Raw genomic sequence first — 20050 nt, forward strand, 5'->3', positions numbered from 1 at the left:
CTCCTTGCCTTTGCCCATGCGCCATTTGCCATTTAAAAATTGATACCGGCATAACTGCCGGCTGAATTTATCGGTCTGAGAATCGCCCGCTTGACGCTTCTACCTAACCTTTTACCCACTGTGTTGTTCTGACCTGGTCTCTGGTAGGCGAAATCGTCTTCCGGCAGTGAAAGATCTTGAGTGGTCGCCTGGTTTACAACAACCGGTTGCGGCGCTTCAGGAGCCGCATTCACATCTGCTTTAGGGTTGAGACGAGGCTCTTTACCCATCGCCCGGAGTTGTCGCTCTGCGTCTGTGGGAGCGGCTCCGCCCATGCCTGGAGCACCGCCGGAAGAGTAATAATCGGAGTTCGGTGGAGCTGGGGTGTTGGCTTTGTAATAGCCATGACTGGCGCTCTGACCAAAGCTGCCCGGGTCGTAGTGATTGTAGTGCTGGTGGCTTCCTTGATATGAAGGAGCCGATCCGCCGCCGCCAGACATGCCTGGAGCTGATGCACCTCCATAAGATTGACCACCGCCACCGGCTCCTCGCCAGCCGCCGCCGCCAGTCGCTCCACCAGCCCAGCTGCTCTGAACAGGCAGGTCGAGCCGCTCAGGAAGCGGAGGAAAACCAGCTGGAGGAACAGGTTCGTCAGCTGCAATCGGGTCTAGAGAAACATCAGGCTTGAACGGGCGTGGTGTTGGTGTCCAGCCTACATAGCCGCCACCACCACCTGTCTGAACTGGAGCTGACATCTGAGGTGGAAGCGCATGTCGTGAAGCCTGAGCTTGTGAACCGTACTGATTATCGCCAGGTTGATGCACCCACTTGCCCATGTTCGTCGGGGGAAGTTGAGTGTATGCAGGGGGCATTACTGCTCCTGCCAAAAAGATTAGAGTTGCTGCCACGAGCGGCGCACGCTGTACTTTCACAAATATCCCTCCAGAGGATACTTTGGGAGTCGCGAGCACTAAGCCTCAATAAATGTCTAGTAAGTGGATAACGCCAAAGGTGCGAGGCTTATATGATCAAGATTCAGTCTAACAAGTTTTGGTAATTTTAATCTCCGAAAAATGGGCGTGCAATATCAATTCAGCTGGCGAAGTGACTAATTTTTAATGATTCTAAGCGCCTTGTCAATATGCATATAACGATTCTTAGCTTAATTTGTTGTGCAGAATACATTTCATCTTAAAGAGGCGCCTCAAAACGAGGCGCAGCAAAATTTTCCGTGCATAAAATTGCAAGATCAGTAGAATGAAGTTGTAAAGGATTTACTAATTGATAGACTGCGCGTCCTTTAGCCATCGCAGTCACGTCGTCTAAATAACCAGAAAGAACAAATGACTTTTTACCATAATGCCAAATTAGCTGTGGCGCTCTCGCTCGGGCTCGTCATCATCTGTCAGAGTTACTGTGATGCTGCCGCCCGACGGGTTCGAGCCGGCACCGGAGGTGGTGGTGGCGGCGTCTCCCTAGTCACACCCAACCCGACTAATCCGCTCGAGCACAACAACAGGGGCGTCGAGCTCGGCTCCAAAGGCATGTGGGACGGAGCAGTGCACGAGCACGAAGAGGCGTTGCGCGGTGATCCTTACAATCTCACTTTTCGTCAAAATCTTTCTGCGGCTTACCAGCGCTACGGACAGTCACTTCTTGCGGCTCATAAATACGCAGAAGCGGCGCAAAAACTAAGAACGTCAATATATGTAGACCCTGAAAACAGATCGTCTGACGAGCTCTTGAGTTCTGCGATCAAGGGCATGGGAAAAAATCCGGACGACGCAAATGTGCGCCAGCACCTGGCTGACGACTTCGACATCAACGGCGATTATGTGCAGGCCATTGCTGAGTATCGCCACTATGTGCGCATGAAAGACAGCGGCGCAGCCCACTTTGCCCTCGGACGCGTGCTGGTCAAACAGGGCAGCGCTGTACCTGCAAAATTAGTAGAAGGCTACATCGAGATGCGCACTGCGGTAACAAAACCGTGGGAGCCAGGCGAAAAGAATGAACTTTCAAAGTGTCACGCGCAACTTGGCGACGTCTTGAAGGAGCTTGCTTTCACCGCCCGTGATGACGGGCGCACACAAGTGGCACTGAAACGAATGCTCAACGCCGGGCTGGAATACCGCCGGGCCGTAACGCTGAACCCGCTCAACTCGGACGCTATTCGTGGTCTGATCGAAGTGTCTCGCGAAGCTGTTCAAGTCAATCCTTCTTTCGACAACCATCTCATGCTCGGTGGCGCTTACCAGCTGGTGCCTGATTTTGAACACGCCAAGCGCGAATACATTGAGTGTTTCAAAATCGGCAAACAGAACCCGGCTCTCGCCCAGGCGCGCCGAAGCTTCCATCTGGCAGTGGTTTCAAGCAGTCAGGCGTCACCGACGATGGTAGCCGAAAGTATGCAGAAGATCGAAGACCAACTGCGCACGAACCCGGGAGATGCAGAGCTGCTCTACATTTACGGCAGAGGCAAAGAGACACTGGGTGATTTTAACGGAGCCATAGCTGCATATCAGAGAGCGGCACAGATAAATCCAAACGTGCATCCACAGCTGCAACCGCGACTGACGGCATTGATGGGCGGTGGACCGTCGAAAGGAGGCACAGCCATCGCCGGTGGAGCACCTGGCGCTCAAAAAGGTGCCGGCGGTGCACCAGGCAATGCCGGCGCACCAGGCGTTCCTGGCGCAAACGGAGTTGCAGGCGCTCCGGCAACTCCAGCCACCCCACCCAAGCCTGCGGTCAATTACTCCGAGGGCGAAAGCAAGTTAGCAGCTAATGACACCGACGGCGCCATCAAATTCTTCGAAGGAATCATCGACAAGACTCCAACAGATGGGCATGCCTGGCTGCTTCTGGGATTATCTCAACAAAAGAAAGGTGATCTCGACTCGGCTTCGGTTAGTTTCCGTCAGGCCTCTTACTCGAAAGAACCCGGTGCTCAAGCCGCTCTAGACCAGGTCAACCGCAGCAGAACGGAACCGGCGTTGAAAGAATACAGCACACAGTTAGCCGCCAAAAATTACGTCGCCGCTGCGTCTGCGCTCAGGGATGCTATCGATGTCGCCCCTAACAGTGCAGACCTTCATCGCAAACTGGCGGACCTGCTGAAGCTGCAAGGCGACACAAAAGAGGCAGACAAGGAAACGGCAAAAGCTGATGCAATTGAAAAAGGAGGCAAGGCACCCTAGTTGAACGCGAGTCCTTTCAACAGTTTCAGAGCTTCTGTAGCTAAGACGTCAGTGTTAAACCTGTCTTGTCGTCTTCTATTGGGTGCGTCTTTGCTGTGCGGATGGTCTTACAGCGCGGCACTTCCCGCACTTTCCCAGTCGATTGCCGAAGCCGACGAGTACTTGATCAAAAATCGATTTAAAGAAGCTGAAGATGCATATCGTGCCTTACTGCAAAGCGACGACACGGGCGATTCATTTGCTGGGCTGGCTGTCGCTCTAGCCAAGCAAGAAATTCCCGCCAAAATAACTGAAGCGGAGCGCATTCTTCGCCAGGCTCGTGAAAAGTTTCCCGATAATCCAAATGTCATCGCTGCTGGTGGCTACGTGTCATACGTGCACTCACAGACAGTGGCTTCACCGGCAAAACGAGATCTGTTTCTGGAAGCGGCGGAGAATCTGTGCAAACGCGCCATCAAAGCCAACCCCGACATTTTGATTGCCCAGCAGACATTAGGTCTTGTAAAAATGGCTCAAGATGACGTCGAGTCAGCCGTTGAGCCATTCCGTAAGTCAGTCGGGCTGGCTGAAAACCCTGTAAATTTGACACTGTTAGCGCAAGCCTTGCTCAAAATCGACCCAAAAGATAAAGAAGCAGAGCAGATCATCACCAAAGTCGTGCACGACAAACCAGACTATGCACAGGCCCGCATGCAGAAAGCGATCATCCTGAACAATTCGGGCAAGCCTGAAGATGCTTACATGGAGCTGCATAACATTCCGGCTGACAAACGCAAAGAGATGCCTGAGTGGAACACAGTCAAAGGCGACATCTGCAAAAAGCAGGGAGACGGACCGGGTGCGTTGGCAGCTTATCGTGAAGCGATCAGGCTCGACCCACACATGCCGGACCCTTACCGTCATTTAGCTGAATACTACGCACAACGCGGCGACGGTGAGATGGCTATTGCCCACATGCATGACGCTCTGGAAATTCTGCCCAACGACATGCAGATGAGAAACGACCTGGCCGAGCTGGCGCTCAGGCAAGACAAGCTGGATGTCGCCGAAACTGAATACAAAACGATTCTCGCCACTCAGCCAGACGACGCCAACGCCTTGCTTGGCATGACTCGCGTTTGCAACCGAAAAGCGCGAAAAGATGGGCAGTATCCGCCCGACTTCGAAAAAATCATGGAACAGTTGCGTGACATCATGAGCGAAAAAGCCGTGACGAGCGAAAAGAACGTGTCCGGTCAGGTGATTAAATCGGGGGCAAAATCTTTCAAAGAGAAAAAACTGCTGGCGGAAGCTGAAACGGCTTTGACTCAGCATCACTTCCGCGACGCCCGTAAATGCTTCAGCACGGTCATCTCTGAGCACAAAGATGAACCGTACGAACTGATTTCACTGGGCGAACAAGCCTTCAACGACGGTGATTTCCAGTCGGCCGAACAAGCTTACTCCCTGGCCAAAGAAATTCCGGAGGTTGCGCCGAGGGCAGAACAGGGTATGAGCCGAATAGTAACCCAGAGAAACGAGGCGGCCAGACAAACCAAACTTGGAGATGCGACATGGAAGCTGCCCACGGTCGCCATTGACCATTACAAGCAAGCATTGATTGCGGATCCCCAATATCCTGATGCTTACTACGGTCTGTTCAGCATATTTACCAAGGGTGACAATCCCGAGCCCGATAAAGCTCATGAGAATGCCATTTGTTTTCTGGAAGCAGCCGACGAGAGCAACCCTCTCAGGCAAGAAGTCGAAACCGGACTTCTGAAACTGAAGAAGCACGATAGTGGTAAACCGAAAAAGAAGAAGTAGAATCCTAATAACGACCTGCCGAAAGAGGAGCTGAAATGAATTCGAGAAAAGGGCCGCGCAAGGCTGGTTCCAGGGGTACCGCTAACAACGACCAATTCATCGACGCCACTCCAGACGCCGAGACGTCGCCTAACATGCGTGGCGGCTCGCCTCGCAATTTGCAGGAGACCAAGGTCTACAAAGACTCAGTCAAAGGTGCGCGTGCAGCCTGGCAAAATTACGTGGCTTTCCTCGCCGTTAAGTTTCACGACACACCGCGACGCGGGCAAGAGCAGTTCATCGTCAGAATGAGCCAGACGCTCACCATCGGCAGCGCCGTTTTGATTACCAGTCTCTTTTATCCATTTTTGCCAACACTGATTCGCGTCTTTGCGCTTCCTGGCGTGCTTGTGCTTTCATGGTGGTTAGGCACTAAGATCGTGGCGCCACAGATGACAATTCGTTTTGAAAAGCATCTCAATCAAGAGTTCTAAGCTTCGTTACTTGGGAGAATAATGCCACTTTGAATCGCGATTCCCAAGCAGCACAGACTTTGAAGATGATTGGCGGCGGTGTGATCGTGGCAGGCGCCTGCTTGATTATGTTTCCAGATATGCTCGGCTATCTGGGAAGCATCGGCCGACTGCTCGCTATCATTCTTGTTGCGATCGTCAGCGCCGCTGTCGTTGTTCGCACATTCTACAAACTGAAGAACTCAAAATCCGCGCCGCCTGCTAATTCACAACAACCAGCGGCGGCCGGAACTGATACCACATCCGACACCTGATTGATTGACTCGAAGTCAACGGAGCTACGTACTATGACCGCATCTACCTCGAATCGCACCATACTGAGCCTTGCCACAGCTCTCGCGCTGTTCAGCATGATGCCGCAAACATCGCATGCTCAAGACTATCAGGGTGCCAGCAGCCTGCATGGAAAGACAGTAATCATGCCTCGAGGCACGACCTTCGAAGGCAGAATGGATCAGACGATTGGTTCGAAGAGCAGACAGGGGCAGCCATTCACTATCAGCATGTCAGCACCGGTTTTAGCCAACGGCACAGATGTTCTCATTCCAGCAGGTTCGAAGATTACAGGTGAAGTCGTAGAAGCAATCCCATCAGGCTCGGTGCCGCATCCAAAAGGCATGAAGCCATCGGGAAAGCTGCGTGTGCAACTTTCCAGTTTGCGTACTCCCGACGGCATAACCTATCCAATTGTCGCTTCACTGGCGGGTGAAACATATCAGCATAACGGCGCTAACGGACCAGGCATGGCAAACAAGAATCTCGGTGGCGGCATCGGCTACGTCGGCACGCAAGCCAGTTTCGAAGCAGTGGCGCCGGGCACCGAAGCAAGGCGCAGAGGCGGTGGCAGCAATGGACTGCAGATGATGACGAAAAGCGAACTGATGCGCGATCCGATTTACGGAATCGATCAGGCCGATCAGCAACAACAGGGCGGCGCCAAGATACGCTCTCTTGTAAAGCGAGGGCGCGAGCTCTACATAGATGGCGGTTCACCTGTGAGCATAAAACTCGACGCTCCTTTCAAAATAGGCATAAGCCAGGCGGCCGGTGCCGCGGCGGCAATGACTCCACAGGTCGATTTAAACCCAGACGGCACATTCGGTCGGCGCTTCCTCAAGCAAGCACCGGCACCGCCTCAGCCGCAAGGTCTCGACCCAACAATTGCTCCAGGTGAGAACCCTTTACCGGGTATACTTCCTGATGTGCCGCACAGCCAGCCGGCATATATTCCGCCACAGCAGCCGGTGCAACAACCCCCGATGCAAGCTGCACCACCTCAGCAATCGATGCAAGCCCAGCCACCCGGGCAACTTCAACCAGCTGGCCAGGCAGCCACTCCTGCCAAAGGCGACTTCTAGATACTATGACCGCTCAATCTGAAAAAACAGCATCTGACCGGGCTGCTGAACTTCCTTTTGTCTTAGCCATAACCGGTGCCAGCGGTGCTATCTACGGTTTGCGGCTGCTTCAATACCTGATGGAAATTGGACAGCCGGTCGATCTGCTCGTGTCTCGGGCAGCTCTTCAGGTGATGAAAGAAGAGAATGATATTTCGCTGGGCGAAGACATCGAATCAGGGCTGCGCCAATACCTAGAATTACCAGCCGCAGCCCCCTTCAAACTGCACAAACTGACAAACTACGCAGCTTCAGTAGCCAGCGGTTCTTATCGCACCCGAGGCATGGCAATAGTTCCTTGCAGCCTGGGCACACTCGGCGCAGTCGCCAACGGATTGACTGAAAACCTCATTCACAGAGCCGCCGCAGTGGCGCTGAAAGAGCGACGCACTCTGATGATCCTGGTCCGAGAGATGCCGTTCGGACAGATACAGTTGAAGAACATGCTTGCACTGTCTGAAGCCGGAGCCGTAGTGGCAGCCGCCTGTCCCGGCTATTATCATCGCCCGCAATCGATCTCGGACCAGATTGATTTCGTGGTCGGCAGGGTGCTCGATCAATTCGGCTTCGACAACAGCTTATTCAAACGATGGAAAGAAGATTCGCGTCCATTGCCCATGCCGTCTAAGGTTTTGCAAGATCACTAGATGCCTAAAAACAAAGCTCATTTAGGAAAAAACTCTGAAATCGACGCCTCGTTGCCCGGCGCCGACTCACTGTTTCCGGTTGGCAAAGTCGTGGGAATGCACGGACTGCGCGGCATCATGAAAATCAAACCAAGCAGCAACAACCCACAACTGTTACTGGATATCGAAACCGTGCAGGTGGTTTTACCCAACGGCACCATCGAAGAAGCCAACGTAGACACGATTTACCTCGAAAAGCGCATGTTGTTTCTCAAGCTCAAAGAATGCGTCGACCGCACTGCGGCTGAAAAATATCTGGATGCCAGCATCAGTACGACCCGAGCTCAACTCCGCAACCTGGAGGAAAACGAGTGGTGGGTAGACGATTTAATCGGGCTGCCCGTCTTCACCACGGACGGTGTCGAAATTGGCACCGTATCTGATATCATCGGCGCCAACAGTGAACTGCTGGAGATTAAGAAGAAAGACAACGACGAAGCGGAACCGATTCTAGTTCCATTCGTAGAAGCCCTCGTACCCGTTGTAGACATCATCGCAAGACGCGTAGAAGTAGTCGCACTGCCAGGTTTACTCGATTAGGCACCCAGCGCCACGCCCGACAACGACACCAGATTTAGTATCAAACTGCATCCACCCGCCCGCACCGAATACGCCACCATCAACGAACTTTCTTTCGCCCGGGTTTCAAAGCCGAAATTTCCAGCGGTATTAAGTTCTTATAAAATAGGTTAACAACTGCTTGATTACTCCAGGCTCTTAGCATATCTTTAGTAGTTGTAGTGCGATTACACAGCAGTCTGTGAAGTGCCCCGGTTTTAGACGGCGTTATTGGCGACTGGCTTAGCCAACTTTTTGAAGCGGTCGCGTCTGGCATTGAAATTAGGAATCGTAGTCAGCAGTTTTGACTACTTGCGGGCAACCACCAGAAATCAGATTCTCCCAGGCATCCAAGTTGCAACCCTGTTGCATCCCTTGTCGTATCTCCCTTCCGTACGCATCTGAGGATCGCTCATGCCAACTTCCGCAAAATCGCCTCCACTTTTGTCACCAGTATCTACTGATGATTTGGGTCAGCTCCAGCTCTACCTGCCCACCTTGAAGGTGATTTCATACCGCGGTCCCGGTCAGTCGGGAGGAGTACCGACCAGCCTTGAACCGGTGGTCAAACGGCTGGGTGCTAAGGTGCACTGGTTTGCCATCGACGGTGTTCCGTCCCAACCATCACACGCTGAAGCGCAAGGCGCCGCGTTTGCATTCTATAACCCACAAATTCCTCAGCCGCTGCTCGAAAAGCACAACCAGATCGCTAACGGCTATCTTTATCCGCTTCTTCACGGTATGCCTGAAAAAGCGAAGTTCGATTCCGAAAACTGGAAATCATTCAGACAGCTCAGCGAGCTAATCGCCTCTGAAAGCTTGAAAGTATCATCGGAAAGCTTCCCGACTCTATGTTGGTTGCATGACTATCAACTGGCGCTCGTGGCACCGCTGATGTCCATGCAGGCAGGCATAATACTTTGCCAGTTCTGGCATGTGCCATGGCCTTCGCCATCTGTGATGATTCAGTCGCCAGTGGCAAGAGAACTGGTCGAATCATTGCTTTCCAACAAAATTATCGGTTTCCACACAACCGAATACGCACTCAACTTCTTGAACACAGTGCAAGAACTACTGCCAAATGCAATTGTTGACGTTCTGAAGATGGAAGTACGACGTCGCAGCACTCTCACAAAGATTGTCGTCATGCCATTGGGCATCGACTTTTCGCTCTGGCAACAATTTGCCAAATCGACGCGCCCAATAGCCGAAGCCATCGGTGTCAAGCACCGATTAGCCAATCAAGTCGTGCTCGGTGTAGACAGACTCGACTATTCCAAGGGTGTTCTGGAGAAACTCCACGGACTGGAACGCTTCCTCGAAACGCAGACGAACTGGCATAAACGCTTCCATTACGTTCAGCTGGCTCAGCCTCCGCTCTCGAACGAAGCAGACTTCGTCTCTTACGCAAAAGCTGTGGAAGAGAAAGTAGAAGCAATCAACAATAAATATGAGAACTCAGGCTGGAAGCCAATTCTCTTTATCCCCGGTCAGTTCGACCAGACAGATCTGGCTGCATGGTATCAAGCAGCCGACGTATTGACTGTCAATTCAGTCAAAGACGGACTGAACTTGATTGCCAAAGAGTATGTTGCTTCGCGCTTAGATGAGCAGGGAGCTCTGGTTTTGAGCAAGCTGGCGGGATGCTCGGCAGAATTAGCTCAAGGGGCGCTTCTTGTTGATCCCCACGACCCCGACGACTTTGCCAGCAACTTGAGCCAGGCTTTGACCATGGGCGTGGAAGAAAAACGTCGCCGCATGACTTCAATGCGCAGAGTTGTGGGCTGGAATCAGCTGCACGACTGGGCCCTTGGCTTCTTGCGCGAAGCACTGGTAAGCAAAGCGAAGCCGTATCAGTTTCCTCTGAGCTAACCAACGTCCTTTCAAAGAAATGAACAAAACGCAGGCTCCTCGTCAGATGCCTGCGTTCTTGTAATTGCCTCAGCTCTTCTATCTAATTGCCTGCTAAGCTGCTTGCGCGCTTACCACTTGAGCAGGTTGAACTGCTCCATGTCTACAGTCGCAGTATTGCGGTACATCGCCAGAACAATCGCCAGACCTACTGCAGCTTCAGCAGCAGCGACGGTGAGAATGAAGATGGCAAAAACTTGCCCTTTCACTTCGGACGGGTCGATGTAGCGTGAAAAAGCAACAAGGTTTATGTTGACGGCGTTGAGCATAAGCTCAATCGACATCAAGACGCGCACTGCGTTTCGCGATGAAACCATGCCGTACATACCAATTGCAAACAGCACGGCGCCCAGTGACAGATAGCGCACTAAAGGCTCATCCTGATGAATAGTGAGAACAAAAAATCCGAAAAACGCGCCAGCCGAAAGCACCACTACAGGCGAAGCGTTCATGAAGATTGCTGTGGCAGCCAGCAAGGCAATGATTGAGAATGCGGCAACCTCAGCTGGAAAAGTTATACCGGCTGAAACCAGCCCGGCACCGAGAGAGCCTGTGAAGTAGGTGATGGCGATGACAGCAGCGACGAGGGCATACGCGAAGCCCATCAGTGTTTGTTGAGAGAATTTCGGCATTATGGTTACCTCGCCGTCGTCAGTGCTTCGGCTTCAGCATCACTTGCTGTTCCCGTTGCTTCGCTGTATTCCAAAACTTCCGGTTCGACTGGCTCATTCTTAGCCAGCATAATTGCCCCCATCAACGCTGCAAGAAGCAGCACTGATGCAAATTCAAACGGTAGCGAGTACTGTCCGGTAATGGCAGCACCGATGACAGCTACATTGTTGGCTGCAGGCGCCTCCGGTCTAACCACCCAGGATTCAGAGCGGATTGCCATATAAATGACTGCGAACAGGACGAAGGACACTATGAAGCCGGTCAATTTGCTGTTTCCAGCAGCGGGCTTCAGGTCCAGATCCATTCGAGGGTTCGTCAACATCAAGGCGATTACAACAACCAGCGTAATGCCCACGGCGTAAATCATGATTTGCGCCATGGCGATGAATTGAGCTTGCAAAATCAAGAAGAGACCGCTGATTGCACCGAAAACACCGATCAAAAGGAAACCGCTTCGAATAATGGCCTTGTCGAGAATTACACCGAAGGCGAAAGGGATTGCCAGAGCGGCAAGGACATAAAACATCCAGGTTTCAATTGATACGGAATTCGCATCCACAAAAGCTGCCAGGTTTTCCATTTCTTACTTCTCGATCCTCTTGCTGTAACTTTTCGCGATGACGACAATCACTCTTTAGGCTTTTCTTCTTCCGGTTTCGATTCGGCAGGTTTGGCTTCAGCAGCAGGCTTATCATCTGCTTTTGCTTCGGCTGGCTTTGCTTCAGCGGCCGGCTTATCGTCGGCTTTTGCTTCAGAAGGCTTTGCTTCGGCGGCTGGCTTATCGTCGGCTTTTGCTTCGGCTGGTTTAGCTTCAGCGGCTGGCTTTGCTTCAGCAGCAGGCTTGTCGTCTGCTTTCGCTTCAGCTGGTTTCGCAGCACCATCAGCAGCTGGTTTAGCGGGGGCTGCAGGTTTGGCAGCTGCAGCTCCTGCTGGAGCGGCGCCAGCCGCAGCAGGTGCTGCTTTAGCTGGTTTTGGCTTGGGAATCGGAATCTCTTTCTTCTCGAAGTAATACGCAGATTCTTCCTGACTGAGAGTCAATTTCTTGATGTCGTAAATCAGCGACTCACGAGTGTAGTCAGCCATTTCAAAGTCATTTGTATTGATGATGCAGGTAGTCGGGCAAACTTCAGTGCACAGACCACAGAACATGCAAAGCCCGTGGTCAATCTTGAAGTTGATCAATTCAAGCTTGTTTGTTTCTGGGCTCTTGTGTGCGGTAATTTCAATACATTTGTCGGGGCAGACACGCTCGCACTGACGGCAGGAGATACACAAGTGCTCGCCAGTTTCAGGATTGACGCTGAGAGCCAGACGTCCTCTGAATTCAGCCGGCAAATTCGGCGCCATATCAGGATATTGCTCGGTGATCGGCTCTTTGAACGTATGTCCGCCGACTGTCGAAAGTCCCTTAAAAACCTGATAAATACTATCGAAAGCTCGCGAAATCAAGTTTGGCATCAGGGGGCTCCTCCCGCAGGCATGACGAGATGTACGTTAACGAGCACTCTCGCAAATGCCATCACTAAGAACACAATCAAGGAAAGTGGAATTAAACGCTTCCAACCGAAATCCATGAGCTGGTCGATTCTGAAACGAGGCAACGTGCCGCGAATCAGTACAGCAAAGAATACAAATGCATAAGTCTTGGCAATAACCCACAAGGCAGGGAAGAATGTATGCTCGTCGACGAGCATCAGCCCCTTGCTTGTCACCATGTCAAACACAGGTCCGAAACTGTTGGAAACGTTGCCCCACCATGGGTCAAGCAACCATGACGGAATAGGATTGCCGCCGCCGCCCATGAACATGACGACAGCAATCGAACTGACAATAAAGAGATTTGTGAATTCTGCCAGGAAGAAAATAGCGAACTTGATGCCACTATATTCAGTGTTGTAACCGCTGACGAGTTCACTTTCCGCTTCGGGCAAGTCAAACGGAATACGATTGATTTCGGCGCACGCTCCGGTAAGGTAAAGCGCGAACATGATTACCGTGCAGACAATCAACGCCGCAGCCGCAACATACGAAAGCATTCCAGCAGGATAAGCAGCATCGAGAATCGTTTTGGCTTCGATGGTGTTGCCGGTCAAATTGAGAGCAATGAACTTATCGATACCACGCAGGGCTCCGCCACCGAAAATATTCCAGGAAAGTATGCCGCCCGATTGCTGATTGGCGATCTGAACAACATCTAGAGATTTCGCCATCATACAGATGGAAATCAGTGACAAAACAAGGGGTATTTCGTAACTGATCGCTTGAGCAGCGCTGCGCAAGCCGCCAACCAGGGAGTATTTGTTGTTGCTCGCCCAGCCACCCATGACGATTCCGACAACAGGAACCGATGATGCAGCCAGTACATAGAAGATACCGGTTGGCAAGTTGACGATGTGGAAAAGCGGGTGATCATTGGTAACTGCGGCAAGCAAAGGAATAGCTGCAAACACTGACGGCGCGAAGAAGGTAATCGGCGCAAGCGTAAACATAGCAATGTCAGCACCGCGCGGCGTGATGTCTTCTTTGAACAGCAGCTTCACAGCGTCAGCAGCAGTCTGAAACAATCCATCGAAACCGGCGCGATTCGGTCCACTTCGCACCGTGAATAATGCCAGACCTCTTCGTTCGAACAAAACCATGAACATGGCATTGATCGGAATGAACACGAGCACCGCAATGATTGGCACGAGGGCCTGACACAGATCAAAAAGAATGTTGGATGGATCTTTGATGATGAAGTTCGGAATAAATATTCCAACCGCCCAGGAGACCAGCCACACCGGAATGAAGATCACGCTGAGCCAAAAGGCGCTCAACCTGACGAACTTGAAAATCTCTGCCGTATTTCCCATTGTGTTGCTCGCAGTGCTCCCTTTATCGGTCTACATCAGGAATGATTACGTCGATCGAACCAAAAATTGCCATGACGTCCGCGATCGGATGACCGACCAGCAACTCAGGCAAAACAGACAAATTGCTGAAAGAAGGATTTCTCCAGCGGAAACGAAAAGCCTTATCACTGCCGTTAGAGATGATGTAGCAGCCGAGAATTCCACGTGGGCCCTCTACCGCTTCAAATCCTTCTCCGGCTTTGATACGCATACCGGCAACTTGCTTCTTAGCCATGATTTCGCCTGGTTGAATCATGTCCAGGCACTGACGAATGATTTTGTTCGACTCACGCATTTCGCGAACGCGAGCGATATAGCGCTGCTGTGTATCGCCGTCGCCTGCAAAAGTCGGCACTTCAAATTCCAATTTGTCATACATTGAATAAGGTTTGAAGCGACGCAAGTCATAGTTCACACCGGAACAACGCAAGGTCGGACCGGTCACACCATAATCAATAGCAGTGGCTTTAGGCAAAATACCAACGCCCTGAGTACGTTTCAGGAAGATTGGATTTTCGCTGACGATGGCTTCGTATTCGTCTACGCGATCAGGAAACTCATCAGTGAACTCCTTCAAGCGTCTAAACCAATCTGGTTTAGGGTCTCGCTGCACACCGCCGATTCTGATGTAGTTGAACATCATGCGTTGCCCGGCGATTTCCTCGAGCAAGACGAACAGTTTTTCGCGCTCTCGGAATGGATAGAAGGGGAAGCCGAACATGGCACCAAGGTCGATCAGATACGTTCCCAGCCAGAGCAAGTGCGACGTAATGCGATTCATCTCGGAAGCGATGATGCGCAGCCATTCGGCGCGTTCCGGAACGACCAGACCATCCAACTTCTCTGCAGCACGTGCCATCGCCCATGAAGTAAACATGCCGGAGAGATAATCGACTCGGTCGATCAATGCCTGATATTGAAACCAGGTGCGATTTTGCCCCTGCCATTCCTGACCGCGATGAAGATGACCGATCACCGGTTCGACGTGTTTTACGATTTCACCATCGAGAGTGACAATCAGACGCAGCACACCATGGGTGGCAGGATGCTGCGGTCCCATGTTGATGATCATCTCATCGGTTTTTAGCGAATGTGTTTTTAGCTCGGTCGCCATAATTAGCCTCTGCTGCTGGTTTCGTTAGCGCATACTGTTGGGATTCTTATCGTTCAAGGCATCGATCGGTTGTTTGTAATCACGACGCAACGGGTATCCGTCCCAGTCCCAAGTGTTAAGAATGCGCCTGGGGTAAGGATGTCCGTTATATCTGATACCGACAAGGTCATAAGTTTCACGCTCGTGCCAATTGGCTGTCTGCCACAAGTTAGCGATGCTCGGCACGTTAGGCAACTTGCCTTCAGGCACATCGGACTTCTTGATGCGTACCTTCAAAACAAGCTCGTTTTTGTTAGAAAATGATTGCAAGTGATAAACCGAATCGAACGTATCGACGTTATCGACACCAGATACGGTGACAAGAAAATCCAGAGCGATTTCAGAGCTGCTGCGCAACAAACGCAGAGCCGCAGCCAGATTAGCACCATCAATCTCGGCAGTTTCGCAGCCGCAAGAATCGGGCAAAGGCGTGGTGCTGATACCATGCTCTTTCAAAAATTGTCCTGCCGGTCCAACTGCTGGTGGCGCTGCCGGTTCTGCTTTGGCCGCTCCATGTGCTGCTGCAGCTGCTGGTGCGGCTGGTTTGGCAGCGGTGGCAGCGGGTTTTGCTTCAGCTGCGGGTTTTGTTTCTGAGGGCTTAGCTTCGGCGGCAGGTTTTTCTGCGCCTTTAGCAGGCTCAGCCTTTGACTCTTCCGGTTTCTTTTCTTCTTCAGTCATCTCGATTCTCTATGTTGCTGAGCCTTTTGAATTCTCTTTCAAGCCTTCGCCGGTAGCGAGAATAAGTGAGGTCTCATGCTGAGCCTCTGCCACCAGATCTTCCAGCGGACGTCCGCAATCGTAATCGACGTAGCGAACTGCACTCTGTGCATAAGTGCGATTGCGACGCTCGTTGTAAGACTCAGTGCGAATCTTCTGTTGCAGCTTGAGCAAGGCATCCAAAATGCCTTCCGGACGAGGAGGGCATCCCGGCAAGTAGATATCAACAGGAATAATTCTGTCGACTCCCTGCACGACCGAGTACGCATCGTTGAACATGCCGCCTGTTACTGTGCAGGCACCCATTGCAATTACATATTTAGGTTCGGGAAGCTGCTCATACAAAGTGATCAATGCCGGTGCCATCTTTCTGGTCACGGTACCAGCCGTGATGATCAAATCGGCCTGACGTGGAGTGCCTCGAAACACTTCCGAACCGAAACGAGAGATGTCGTAGCGCGACATGCCGACACTCATCATCTCGATGGCGCAGCATGAAGTGCCGAACGTGAGCGGCCAGACCGAATTTGCACGAGCGAGGTTGGCAATAGGATCGATCAGCTTGGTCAACATTTCAACGGCGCGATCGACTGTTGTCAAAGTGACAGTGTCCCTGAGCTCATCAGGAACAGGCATCGAGGGGATTTGTTGAGGACCTGGATTTGAATCAGTCATGACATTACTCCCACTTCAGGGCTCCCTTTTTCCAGGCATACGCAAGACCGAACGCGAGTATGACGAGGAAAACCAACATTTCGACAGGACCGAGCCACTTCCAGCCAACAGCCTGTCCGATATCATCGGTTGCCAGTATCCACGGCACGATGAAAACGATTTCAATATCAAACAAAATGAACAGAAGTGCGTACAAGTAATAGCGGATATCGAACTGGACATGCGCCGCTTGCATTGGTTTCATACCGCACTCGTACGGCTGGTTTTTAGTTTTACTCGGTCTGTGATAACCAAGGAAATTCTGTAAAATCCAGGCGAGCAGAACCATTCCAAGAGCCGGCAGAGCAAACCCCACCAGCACGAATAGCCCAATCTGACCCAATTGCAATTGATACATGGCGCCTCTTATGTCCTTTGCAAGCCCGTTTTGCAACCGCTTTCACGACAGATAAAGAATAGCAGGCCACACACGTACCAGCGTCTACTTCAAATTATAGCCAGGTAATCAAACCAATTATTTTGTGTAAACCTAGTCTCCATCTTATTTTTCTGCCGACACTTCAAATCGCTCGCAGACGCGCGTCTACAGCCTGATCGAAGAAAAATCATTTGTTTCTCTTGGTAATCCACAATTCTTCGCAAACAACTACAACCCTGCTGAGTAGTTGTAAGTTGTTATGCGGCAGCATCAAGAGAGCCGGAAATATTGGTTAACAAACTATCGGTCCAATTGATCAGCGAAACCGCTTAGCTTGCACGTTACTCAACAAACAACGCTGCTAAGGCTGCTCGAAAAGGTAATCCCCGGAACGTTTTAAAAACGGACATCCTCAGAAGAATCGAAAATGTTGCATACTGGCATAGACACCTCTTTTTACCGCGTTAGTCACATGACTGGAAACCCACAAACAATTCCTCAAAAAAGGCTCAAAGAACTTGAGCAGCTCTGCGATCGTCTTGGCATGCACTTCGGTCGCATGGCAATTCTGCACGAAGCTCTTTGCCACTCCTCTTACGCTGCCGAAGTGCCGGGGGCGAAAGACTACGAGCGCCTGGAATTTTTTGGTGATGCGGTTCTAAAGTTCGTTATCAGCGAGTATCTGCTGGAAAGATTTCCAGATTACGATGAAGGACAGTTAACCGAAATTCGCTCGGTGCTGGTCAGCGATAAAACTCTGGCTGAACTGGCCGGCAGCTTGAACCTGAGCAAATACATATTGCTCGGTCGGCAGGTGCAGATGCGTCCGTCCATCGTTGCCCAATCGTTCGAGGCGGTGCTGGGCGCAGTCTATACAGACCTGGGTCTGATCCACGCCCAGAATCTGGTCGTACGGCTGTTCGGCAATCTCGCCACCAGTGTAGACCGGGACGAAATCAAAGAAAACTACAAAGCCGAATTGCAAGAATTTACGCAATCTAAAGCGCAAGGGGTGCCCATCTACACTGTTTTGAAAACGGATGGACCACCGCACGACCCGACCTTTCTTGTGAACGTGGCAATCGCCGGAAACGTCATTGCCGAAGGTTCGGGACACTCTAAGAAGATGGCGGAGCAGGAAGCAGCCAAAGCCGCTCTGGAAGAGCTTTCGAAGAAGAGAGCGAAACCTTCTCCAAAAGTAGCGGGATCCGGCATTTCAGAGACATCCGAAATTAAGTAGCCGCTCACCGTAACGCATTAACGCGACCAGAGCGATCCAAGAGAAGCGCCACAGCGAAGTCTCCGCCTGAGCGAAACCTGGAAAGGTGCCTCAGACGTTAATCATGCTCGAACTGGTACTCGTCTGGCACACGATAATGATTGTGCTGGAATTTGCTTATTGCAGCTCCTGAAAAACTGCACGATGAAGCTGGTACAGTCGTTCGCACTTGCTTGAGCGTCGAACTCTGCTCCAACTCTTTCAGACCTTTGCAAGTGATCGAAGCACAATCATCAACGTCCAAATATTGCAGACGCGGCAGGCGCCTGAAGGTCTCTAGATCAGAGTCGCTTGCATTCGTTTTTGAGACATTGAGAACGAGGCATTTCGCACCAGCAAAAGCTTCTAATGCGCCCTCCTCGAAAGTATTTTTACTCAATTCAGCGTGCACGAGCGATTCCATTCTCGCAAGGTCTTTTACCAGAGCCCGAGTGAAGACACGATCTGAATTTTCTCCGCACTTTCGAAACTTGACCAGGCGCACCTTCGAAACGGCAAGGTTGCCCAGGGCATTGGGATTGATGGCACAGCGAAACATCTCGATTGTTCCCAGTTTCGGTATCGCCGCGAAATAATCTATGAGCGTCTTATCGACAGGCACGTCACTCATGCTGATCACTTTTATTTGCGAGTCTTTGAGAATGTCGAAGTCTTTGGAATCAAAATCGCATCTGAGTATCTTCAGCTTCGTATAAGACGGCTTCTCGACAAACAACCTCAAGTCAGCGCGGGTAATGGTCTGATCCGTAAAGCGAAGCTCATTAGGGGCGCCTGTAGTCTTTGCAAGAATCGTTTTTGCATCGTCGGCGCTTTTGACTATATCTATGGAAATATCGTCGCTGCTCTCTTCGATGTTCGTTTTTTTGATCTCTTTCACGTGCTCGTACGAACTGTCGACAATGTGCGATCCGATCAAAGCCACAGCCACAGCTGCGAGCGCTACAACGATGATAAAAACCATTTGCAGGCGATCAGGCGACTCTCGCATCATTTGCCATTCACCGACGGAAGCGCACTATATTCAGTACCACTATTTGCACACGCGTTACTACTGCAGAGTAGAAGTTACTTTTCCAAGAAGAATGCCGCAAACATTATCGCACGCACCGTAGACTTGAGCGCGACAAAAAGCCAATCGCAACTCGTTGTCGCGATTGGCTGAGCACTTGTTCTCAGATCATGCAGCCCGTTCCGCGTTGCGGACTCTACTGCTTCTGCTTTTCCTGATCCTTAAGCGCAGAAATCATTGAGTCGGCCGCCACAATTTTTGCCAGCTTGTAGTGGTGAGGATCTTCCTTTGCATGTACTCGCAAAAGCTGCCCGACATCAGTGTCCTTTAAATACTGCTTCCACTGCTTAGCGTACTCTTCAGGATTGCACGCTTTCAAATCCTTAAAGGCTTGATCGTCCCGCTTAGTGTCACGCATCGCCTTCTGCTCTTTGAGCACGCTATCCATCTGAACACCCGTAATAGCTCCTGTAGCAACGTATGGAGCGCCAACCGGGAACGATTTCATATTTTCCAGTTGCGTGCCGGTCAGACCTTTGTCGTCGACCATGCGCTTGACCATTTTGTCATGCAGACATTGTGGGTCGACCTCAAGACCCGCGGCTTTCATCTGAGCCGCACGCTCAGGGGTCATGACTGATTGGATAGCTTCTGTCGATGGAGCCAGACGCTGGGACTGTTCGGCTTTTATCTGTCTCTCGACGAAATGACTTATCTCGCGGTGTTCACGCGGAGTCGAAAGAACTGCGTCGTGGGTAGTGAAAACTGTTTTCGGTTGTCCGTCATGACCTTGCTGCTTTTCCAGCTTGTGTGCTTCTGCCGGAATGTCTTTGATGGATACGTCAGCAAGCAGACCTTGACCCTTCAAACGCTCCAGAGCCTGTATCGGACCTTCTCCCTTCTGATAATGGTTTTCAGAGTGGATCTTCTCATAGGCGGAAGTCCAGATTTTTTGATCGGCCTCACTCTTGCCCGCAGTTTGCTTTGCGAGCCATTCAGGCTGGGTAGCTGCCTGTTCACACGCACGATTTGCCATTGCCATTATTCCTCTAGGTGATTGGCAGTTTAGAGAGAGAACATTTCCAATTTGCTACTGCGGCGTGAGAAATTACGAACAGGAACAGGAACGAGAGCAAGAAACGAACCAGAACAAGAACCGGCACGATCATATAGATCGTACCGGCTCA

Annotated in this window: 20 protein-coding genes; 9 read left to right on the forward strand and 11 right to left on the reverse strand. The window is 51.3% G+C overall.

Translation table 11 applies throughout. From position 1 onward, the window contains the following. Positions 1 to 32: 32 nt before the first annotated feature. The gene (locus EKK48_01265; GenBank protein ID RTL45998.1) at positions 33 to 911 is read right to left on the reverse strand and encodes a hypothetical protein; all 879 of its coding nucleotides are present in this window, start codon (positions 909 to 911) and stop codon (positions 33 to 35) included. Between the two features lie 411 nt (positions 912 to 1322). Between EKK48_01265 and EKK48_01270 the strand changes: the two genes are divergently transcribed. The 8 genes from EKK48_01270 to EKK48_01305 all read left to right on the forward strand — a co-directional run bounded on the left by EKK48_01270 (position 1323) and on the right by EKK48_01305 (position 10010). Beyond that, the gene (locus EKK48_01270; GenBank protein ID RTL45999.1) at positions 1323 to 3179 is read left to right on the forward strand and encodes a tetratricopeptide repeat protein; all 1857 of its coding nucleotides are present in this window, start codon (positions 1323 to 1325) and stop codon (positions 3177 to 3179) included. Then, positions 3180 to 4985, forward strand: coding sequence for a tetratricopeptide repeat protein (locus EKK48_01275; protein RTL46000.1), 1806 nt, complete (start codon positions 3180 to 3182; stop codon positions 4983 to 4985). 35 nt (positions 4986 to 5020) lie between these two features. Further along, a complete protein-coding gene (locus EKK48_01280; protein RTL46001.1) occupies positions 5021 to 5458 on the forward strand; it encodes a hypothetical protein in 438 nt (145 codons plus the stop codon). A gap of 29 nt (positions 5459 to 5487) precedes the next feature. After that, positions 5488 to 5751, forward strand: coding sequence for a hypothetical protein (locus EKK48_01285; GenBank protein ID RTL46002.1), 264 nt, complete (start codon positions 5488 to 5490; stop codon positions 5749 to 5751). A gap of 33 nt (positions 5752 to 5784) precedes the next feature. Then, positions 5785 to 6855 carry a TrbI/VirB10 family protein gene (locus EKK48_01290; GenBank protein RTL46003.1) on the forward strand — a complete coding sequence of 357 codons (1071 nt, stop codon included), beginning with the start codon at positions 5785 to 5787 and terminating at the stop codon, positions 6853 to 6855. Between the two features lie 5 nt (positions 6856 to 6860). Next, entirely contained in the window at positions 6861 to 7541 is a 681-nt protein-coding gene (locus tag EKK48_01295; GenBank protein RTL46004.1) for a UbiX family flavin prenyltransferase, read from the forward strand. After that, entirely contained in the window at positions 7542 to 8120 is a 579-nt protein-coding gene (gene rimM, locus EKK48_01300) for a 16S rRNA processing protein RimM (GenBank protein RTL46005.1), read from the forward strand. 432 nt (positions 8121 to 8552) lie between these two features. Continuing rightward, on the forward strand, positions 8553 to 10010 hold the full coding sequence (locus EKK48_01305; protein ID RTL46006.1) for a trehalose-6-phosphate synthase: 1458 nt from the start codon (positions 8553 to 8555) through the stop codon (positions 10008 to 10010). A 110-nt stretch (positions 10011 to 10120) separates the two neighbouring features. Here the strand turns inward: EKK48_01305 and nuoK are convergent, their stop codons facing one another. From nuoK to EKK48_01345, 8 genes are all read right to left on the reverse strand, one after another. Next, complete coding sequence (gene nuoK / locus EKK48_01310; GenBank protein RTL46245.1) at positions 10121 to 10501, reverse strand: NADH-quinone oxidoreductase subunit NuoK; 381 nt, start codon at positions 10499 to 10501, stop codon at positions 10121 to 10123. Between the two features lie 185 nt (positions 10502 to 10686). Continuing rightward, on the reverse strand, positions 10687 to 11301 hold the full coding sequence (locus EKK48_01315) for an NADH-quinone oxidoreductase subunit J (protein ID RTL46007.1): 615 nt from the start codon (positions 11299 to 11301) through the stop codon (positions 10687 to 10689). Between the two features lie 47 nt (positions 11302 to 11348). After that, on the reverse strand, positions 11349 to 12179 hold the full coding sequence (locus tag EKK48_01320) for an NADH-quinone oxidoreductase subunit I (protein RTL46008.1): 831 nt from the start codon (positions 12177 to 12179) through the stop codon (positions 11349 to 11351). Further along, entirely contained in the window at positions 12179 to 13573 is a 1395-nt protein-coding gene (locus tag EKK48_01325; GenBank protein ID RTL46009.1) for an NADH-quinone oxidoreductase subunit H, read from the reverse strand. Before EKK48_01325 ends, EKK48_01320 begins: the two co-directional genes overlap by 1 nt. Before the next feature lie 22 nt (positions 13574 to 13595). Then, on the reverse strand, positions 13596 to 14726 hold the full coding sequence (locus EKK48_01330) for an NADH-quinone oxidoreductase subunit D (protein ID RTL46010.1): 1131 nt from the start codon (positions 14724 to 14726) through the stop codon (positions 13596 to 13598). 24 nt (positions 14727 to 14750) lie between these two features. Next, positions 14751 to 15443: an NADH-quinone oxidoreductase subunit C gene (locus EKK48_01335; GenBank protein ID RTL46011.1), complete on the reverse strand. Its 693-nt coding sequence runs from the start codon at positions 15441 to 15443 to the stop codon at positions 14751 to 14753. Positions 15444 to 15452: 9 nt separating this feature from the next. Beyond that, complete coding sequence (locus EKK48_01340; GenBank protein RTL46246.1) at positions 15453 to 16118, reverse strand: NADH-quinone oxidoreductase subunit B; 666 nt, start codon at positions 16116 to 16118, stop codon at positions 15453 to 15455. Between the two features lie 43 nt (positions 16119 to 16161). Further along, complete coding sequence (locus EKK48_01345) at positions 16162 to 16554, reverse strand: NADH-quinone oxidoreductase subunit A (protein ID RTL46012.1); 393 nt, start codon at positions 16552 to 16554, stop codon at positions 16162 to 16164. Positions 16555 to 17002: 448 nt separating this feature from the next. Between EKK48_01345 and rnc the strand changes: the two genes are divergently transcribed. After that, positions 17003 to 17815, forward strand: coding sequence for a ribonuclease III (gene rnc, locus EKK48_01350; GenBank protein ID RTL46013.1), 813 nt, complete (start codon positions 17003 to 17005; stop codon positions 17813 to 17815). Between the two features lie 97 nt (positions 17816 to 17912). Here rnc and EKK48_01355 read toward each other — a convergent pair whose 3' ends face one another. Further along, entirely contained in the window at positions 17913 to 18845 is a 933-nt protein-coding gene (locus tag EKK48_01355) for a hypothetical protein (protein RTL46014.1), read from the reverse strand. A gap of 214 nt (positions 18846 to 19059) precedes the next feature. Continuing rightward, entirely contained in the window at positions 19060 to 19899 is an 840-nt protein-coding gene (locus EKK48_01360) for a hypothetical protein (protein ID RTL46015.1), read from the reverse strand. Positions 19900 to 20050 lie beyond the last annotated feature (151 nt).

It is taken from the genome of Candidatus Melainabacteria bacterium, assembly GCA_003963305.1.
Taxonomy (GTDB): Bacteria; Cyanobacteriota; Vampirovibrionia; order Obscuribacterales; family Obscuribacteraceae; genus PALSA-1081.

What these genes read in the sequence shown, in the direction of transcription:
- EKK48_01270 (RTL45999.1), top strand. Translation starts at nt 1,323, where the DNA reads ATGACTTTTTACCATAATGCCAAATTAGCTGTGGCGCTCTCGCTCGGG.
- EKK48_01280 (RTL46001.1), top strand. Translation starts at nt 5,021, where the DNA reads ATGAATTCGAGAAAAGGGCCGCGCAAGGCTGGTTCCAGGGGTACCGCT.
- EKK48_01290 (RTL46003.1), top strand. Translation starts at nt 5,785, where the DNA reads ATGACCGCATCTACCTCGAATCGCACCATACTGAGCCTTGCCACAGCT.
- EKK48_01295 (RTL46004.1), top strand. Translation starts at nt 6,861, where the DNA reads ATGACCGCTCAATCTGAAAAAACAGCATCTGACCGGGCTGCTGAACTT.
- rimM (RTL46005.1), top strand. Translation starts at nt 7,542, where the DNA reads ATGCCTAAAAACAAAGCTCATTTAGGAAAAAACTCTGAAATCGACGCC.
- EKK48_01305 (RTL46006.1), top strand. Translation starts at nt 8,553, where the DNA reads ATGCCAACTTCCGCAAAATCGCCTCCACTTTTGTCACCAGTATCTACT.
- nuoK (RTL46245.1), bottom strand. Translation starts at nt 10,501, where the DNA reads ATGAACGCTTCGCCTGTAGTGGTGCTTTCGGCTGGCGCGTTTTTCGGA.
- EKK48_01315 (RTL46007.1), bottom strand. Translation starts at nt 11,301, where the DNA reads ATGGAAAACCTGGCAGCTTTTGTGGATGCGAATTCCGTATCAATTGAA.
- EKK48_01320 (RTL46008.1), bottom strand. Translation starts at nt 12,179, where the DNA reads ATGCCAAACTTGATTTCGCGAGCTTTCGATAGTATTTATCAGGTTTTT.
- EKK48_01325 (RTL46009.1), bottom strand. Translation starts at nt 13,573, where the DNA reads ATGGGAAATACGGCAGAGATTTTCAAGTTCGTCAGGTTGAGCGCCTTT.
- EKK48_01330 (RTL46010.1), bottom strand. Translation starts at nt 14,726, where the DNA reads ATGGCGACCGAGCTAAAAACACATTCGCTAAAAACCGATGAGATGATC.
- EKK48_01335 (RTL46011.1), bottom strand. Translation starts at nt 15,443, where the DNA reads ATGACTGAAGAAGAAAAGAAACCGGAAGAGTCAAAGGCTGAGCCTGCT.
- EKK48_01340 (RTL46246.1), bottom strand. Translation starts at nt 16,118, where the DNA reads ATGCCTGTTCCTGATGAGCTCAGGGACACTGTCACTTTGACAACAGTC.
- EKK48_01345 (RTL46012.1), bottom strand. Translation starts at nt 16,554, where the DNA reads ATGTATCAATTGCAATTGGGTCAGATTGGGCTATTCGTGCTGGTGGGG.
- rnc (RTL46013.1), top strand. Translation starts at nt 17,003, where the DNA reads ATGTTGCATACTGGCATAGACACCTCTTTTTACCGCGTTAGTCACATG.
- EKK48_01355 (RTL46014.1), bottom strand. Translation starts at nt 18,845, where the DNA reads ATGATGCGAGAGTCGCCTGATCGCCTGCAAATGGTTTTTATCATCGTT.
- EKK48_01360 (RTL46015.1), bottom strand. Translation starts at nt 19,899, where the DNA reads ATGGCAAATCGTGCGTGTGAACAGGCAGCTACCCAGCCTGAATGGCTC.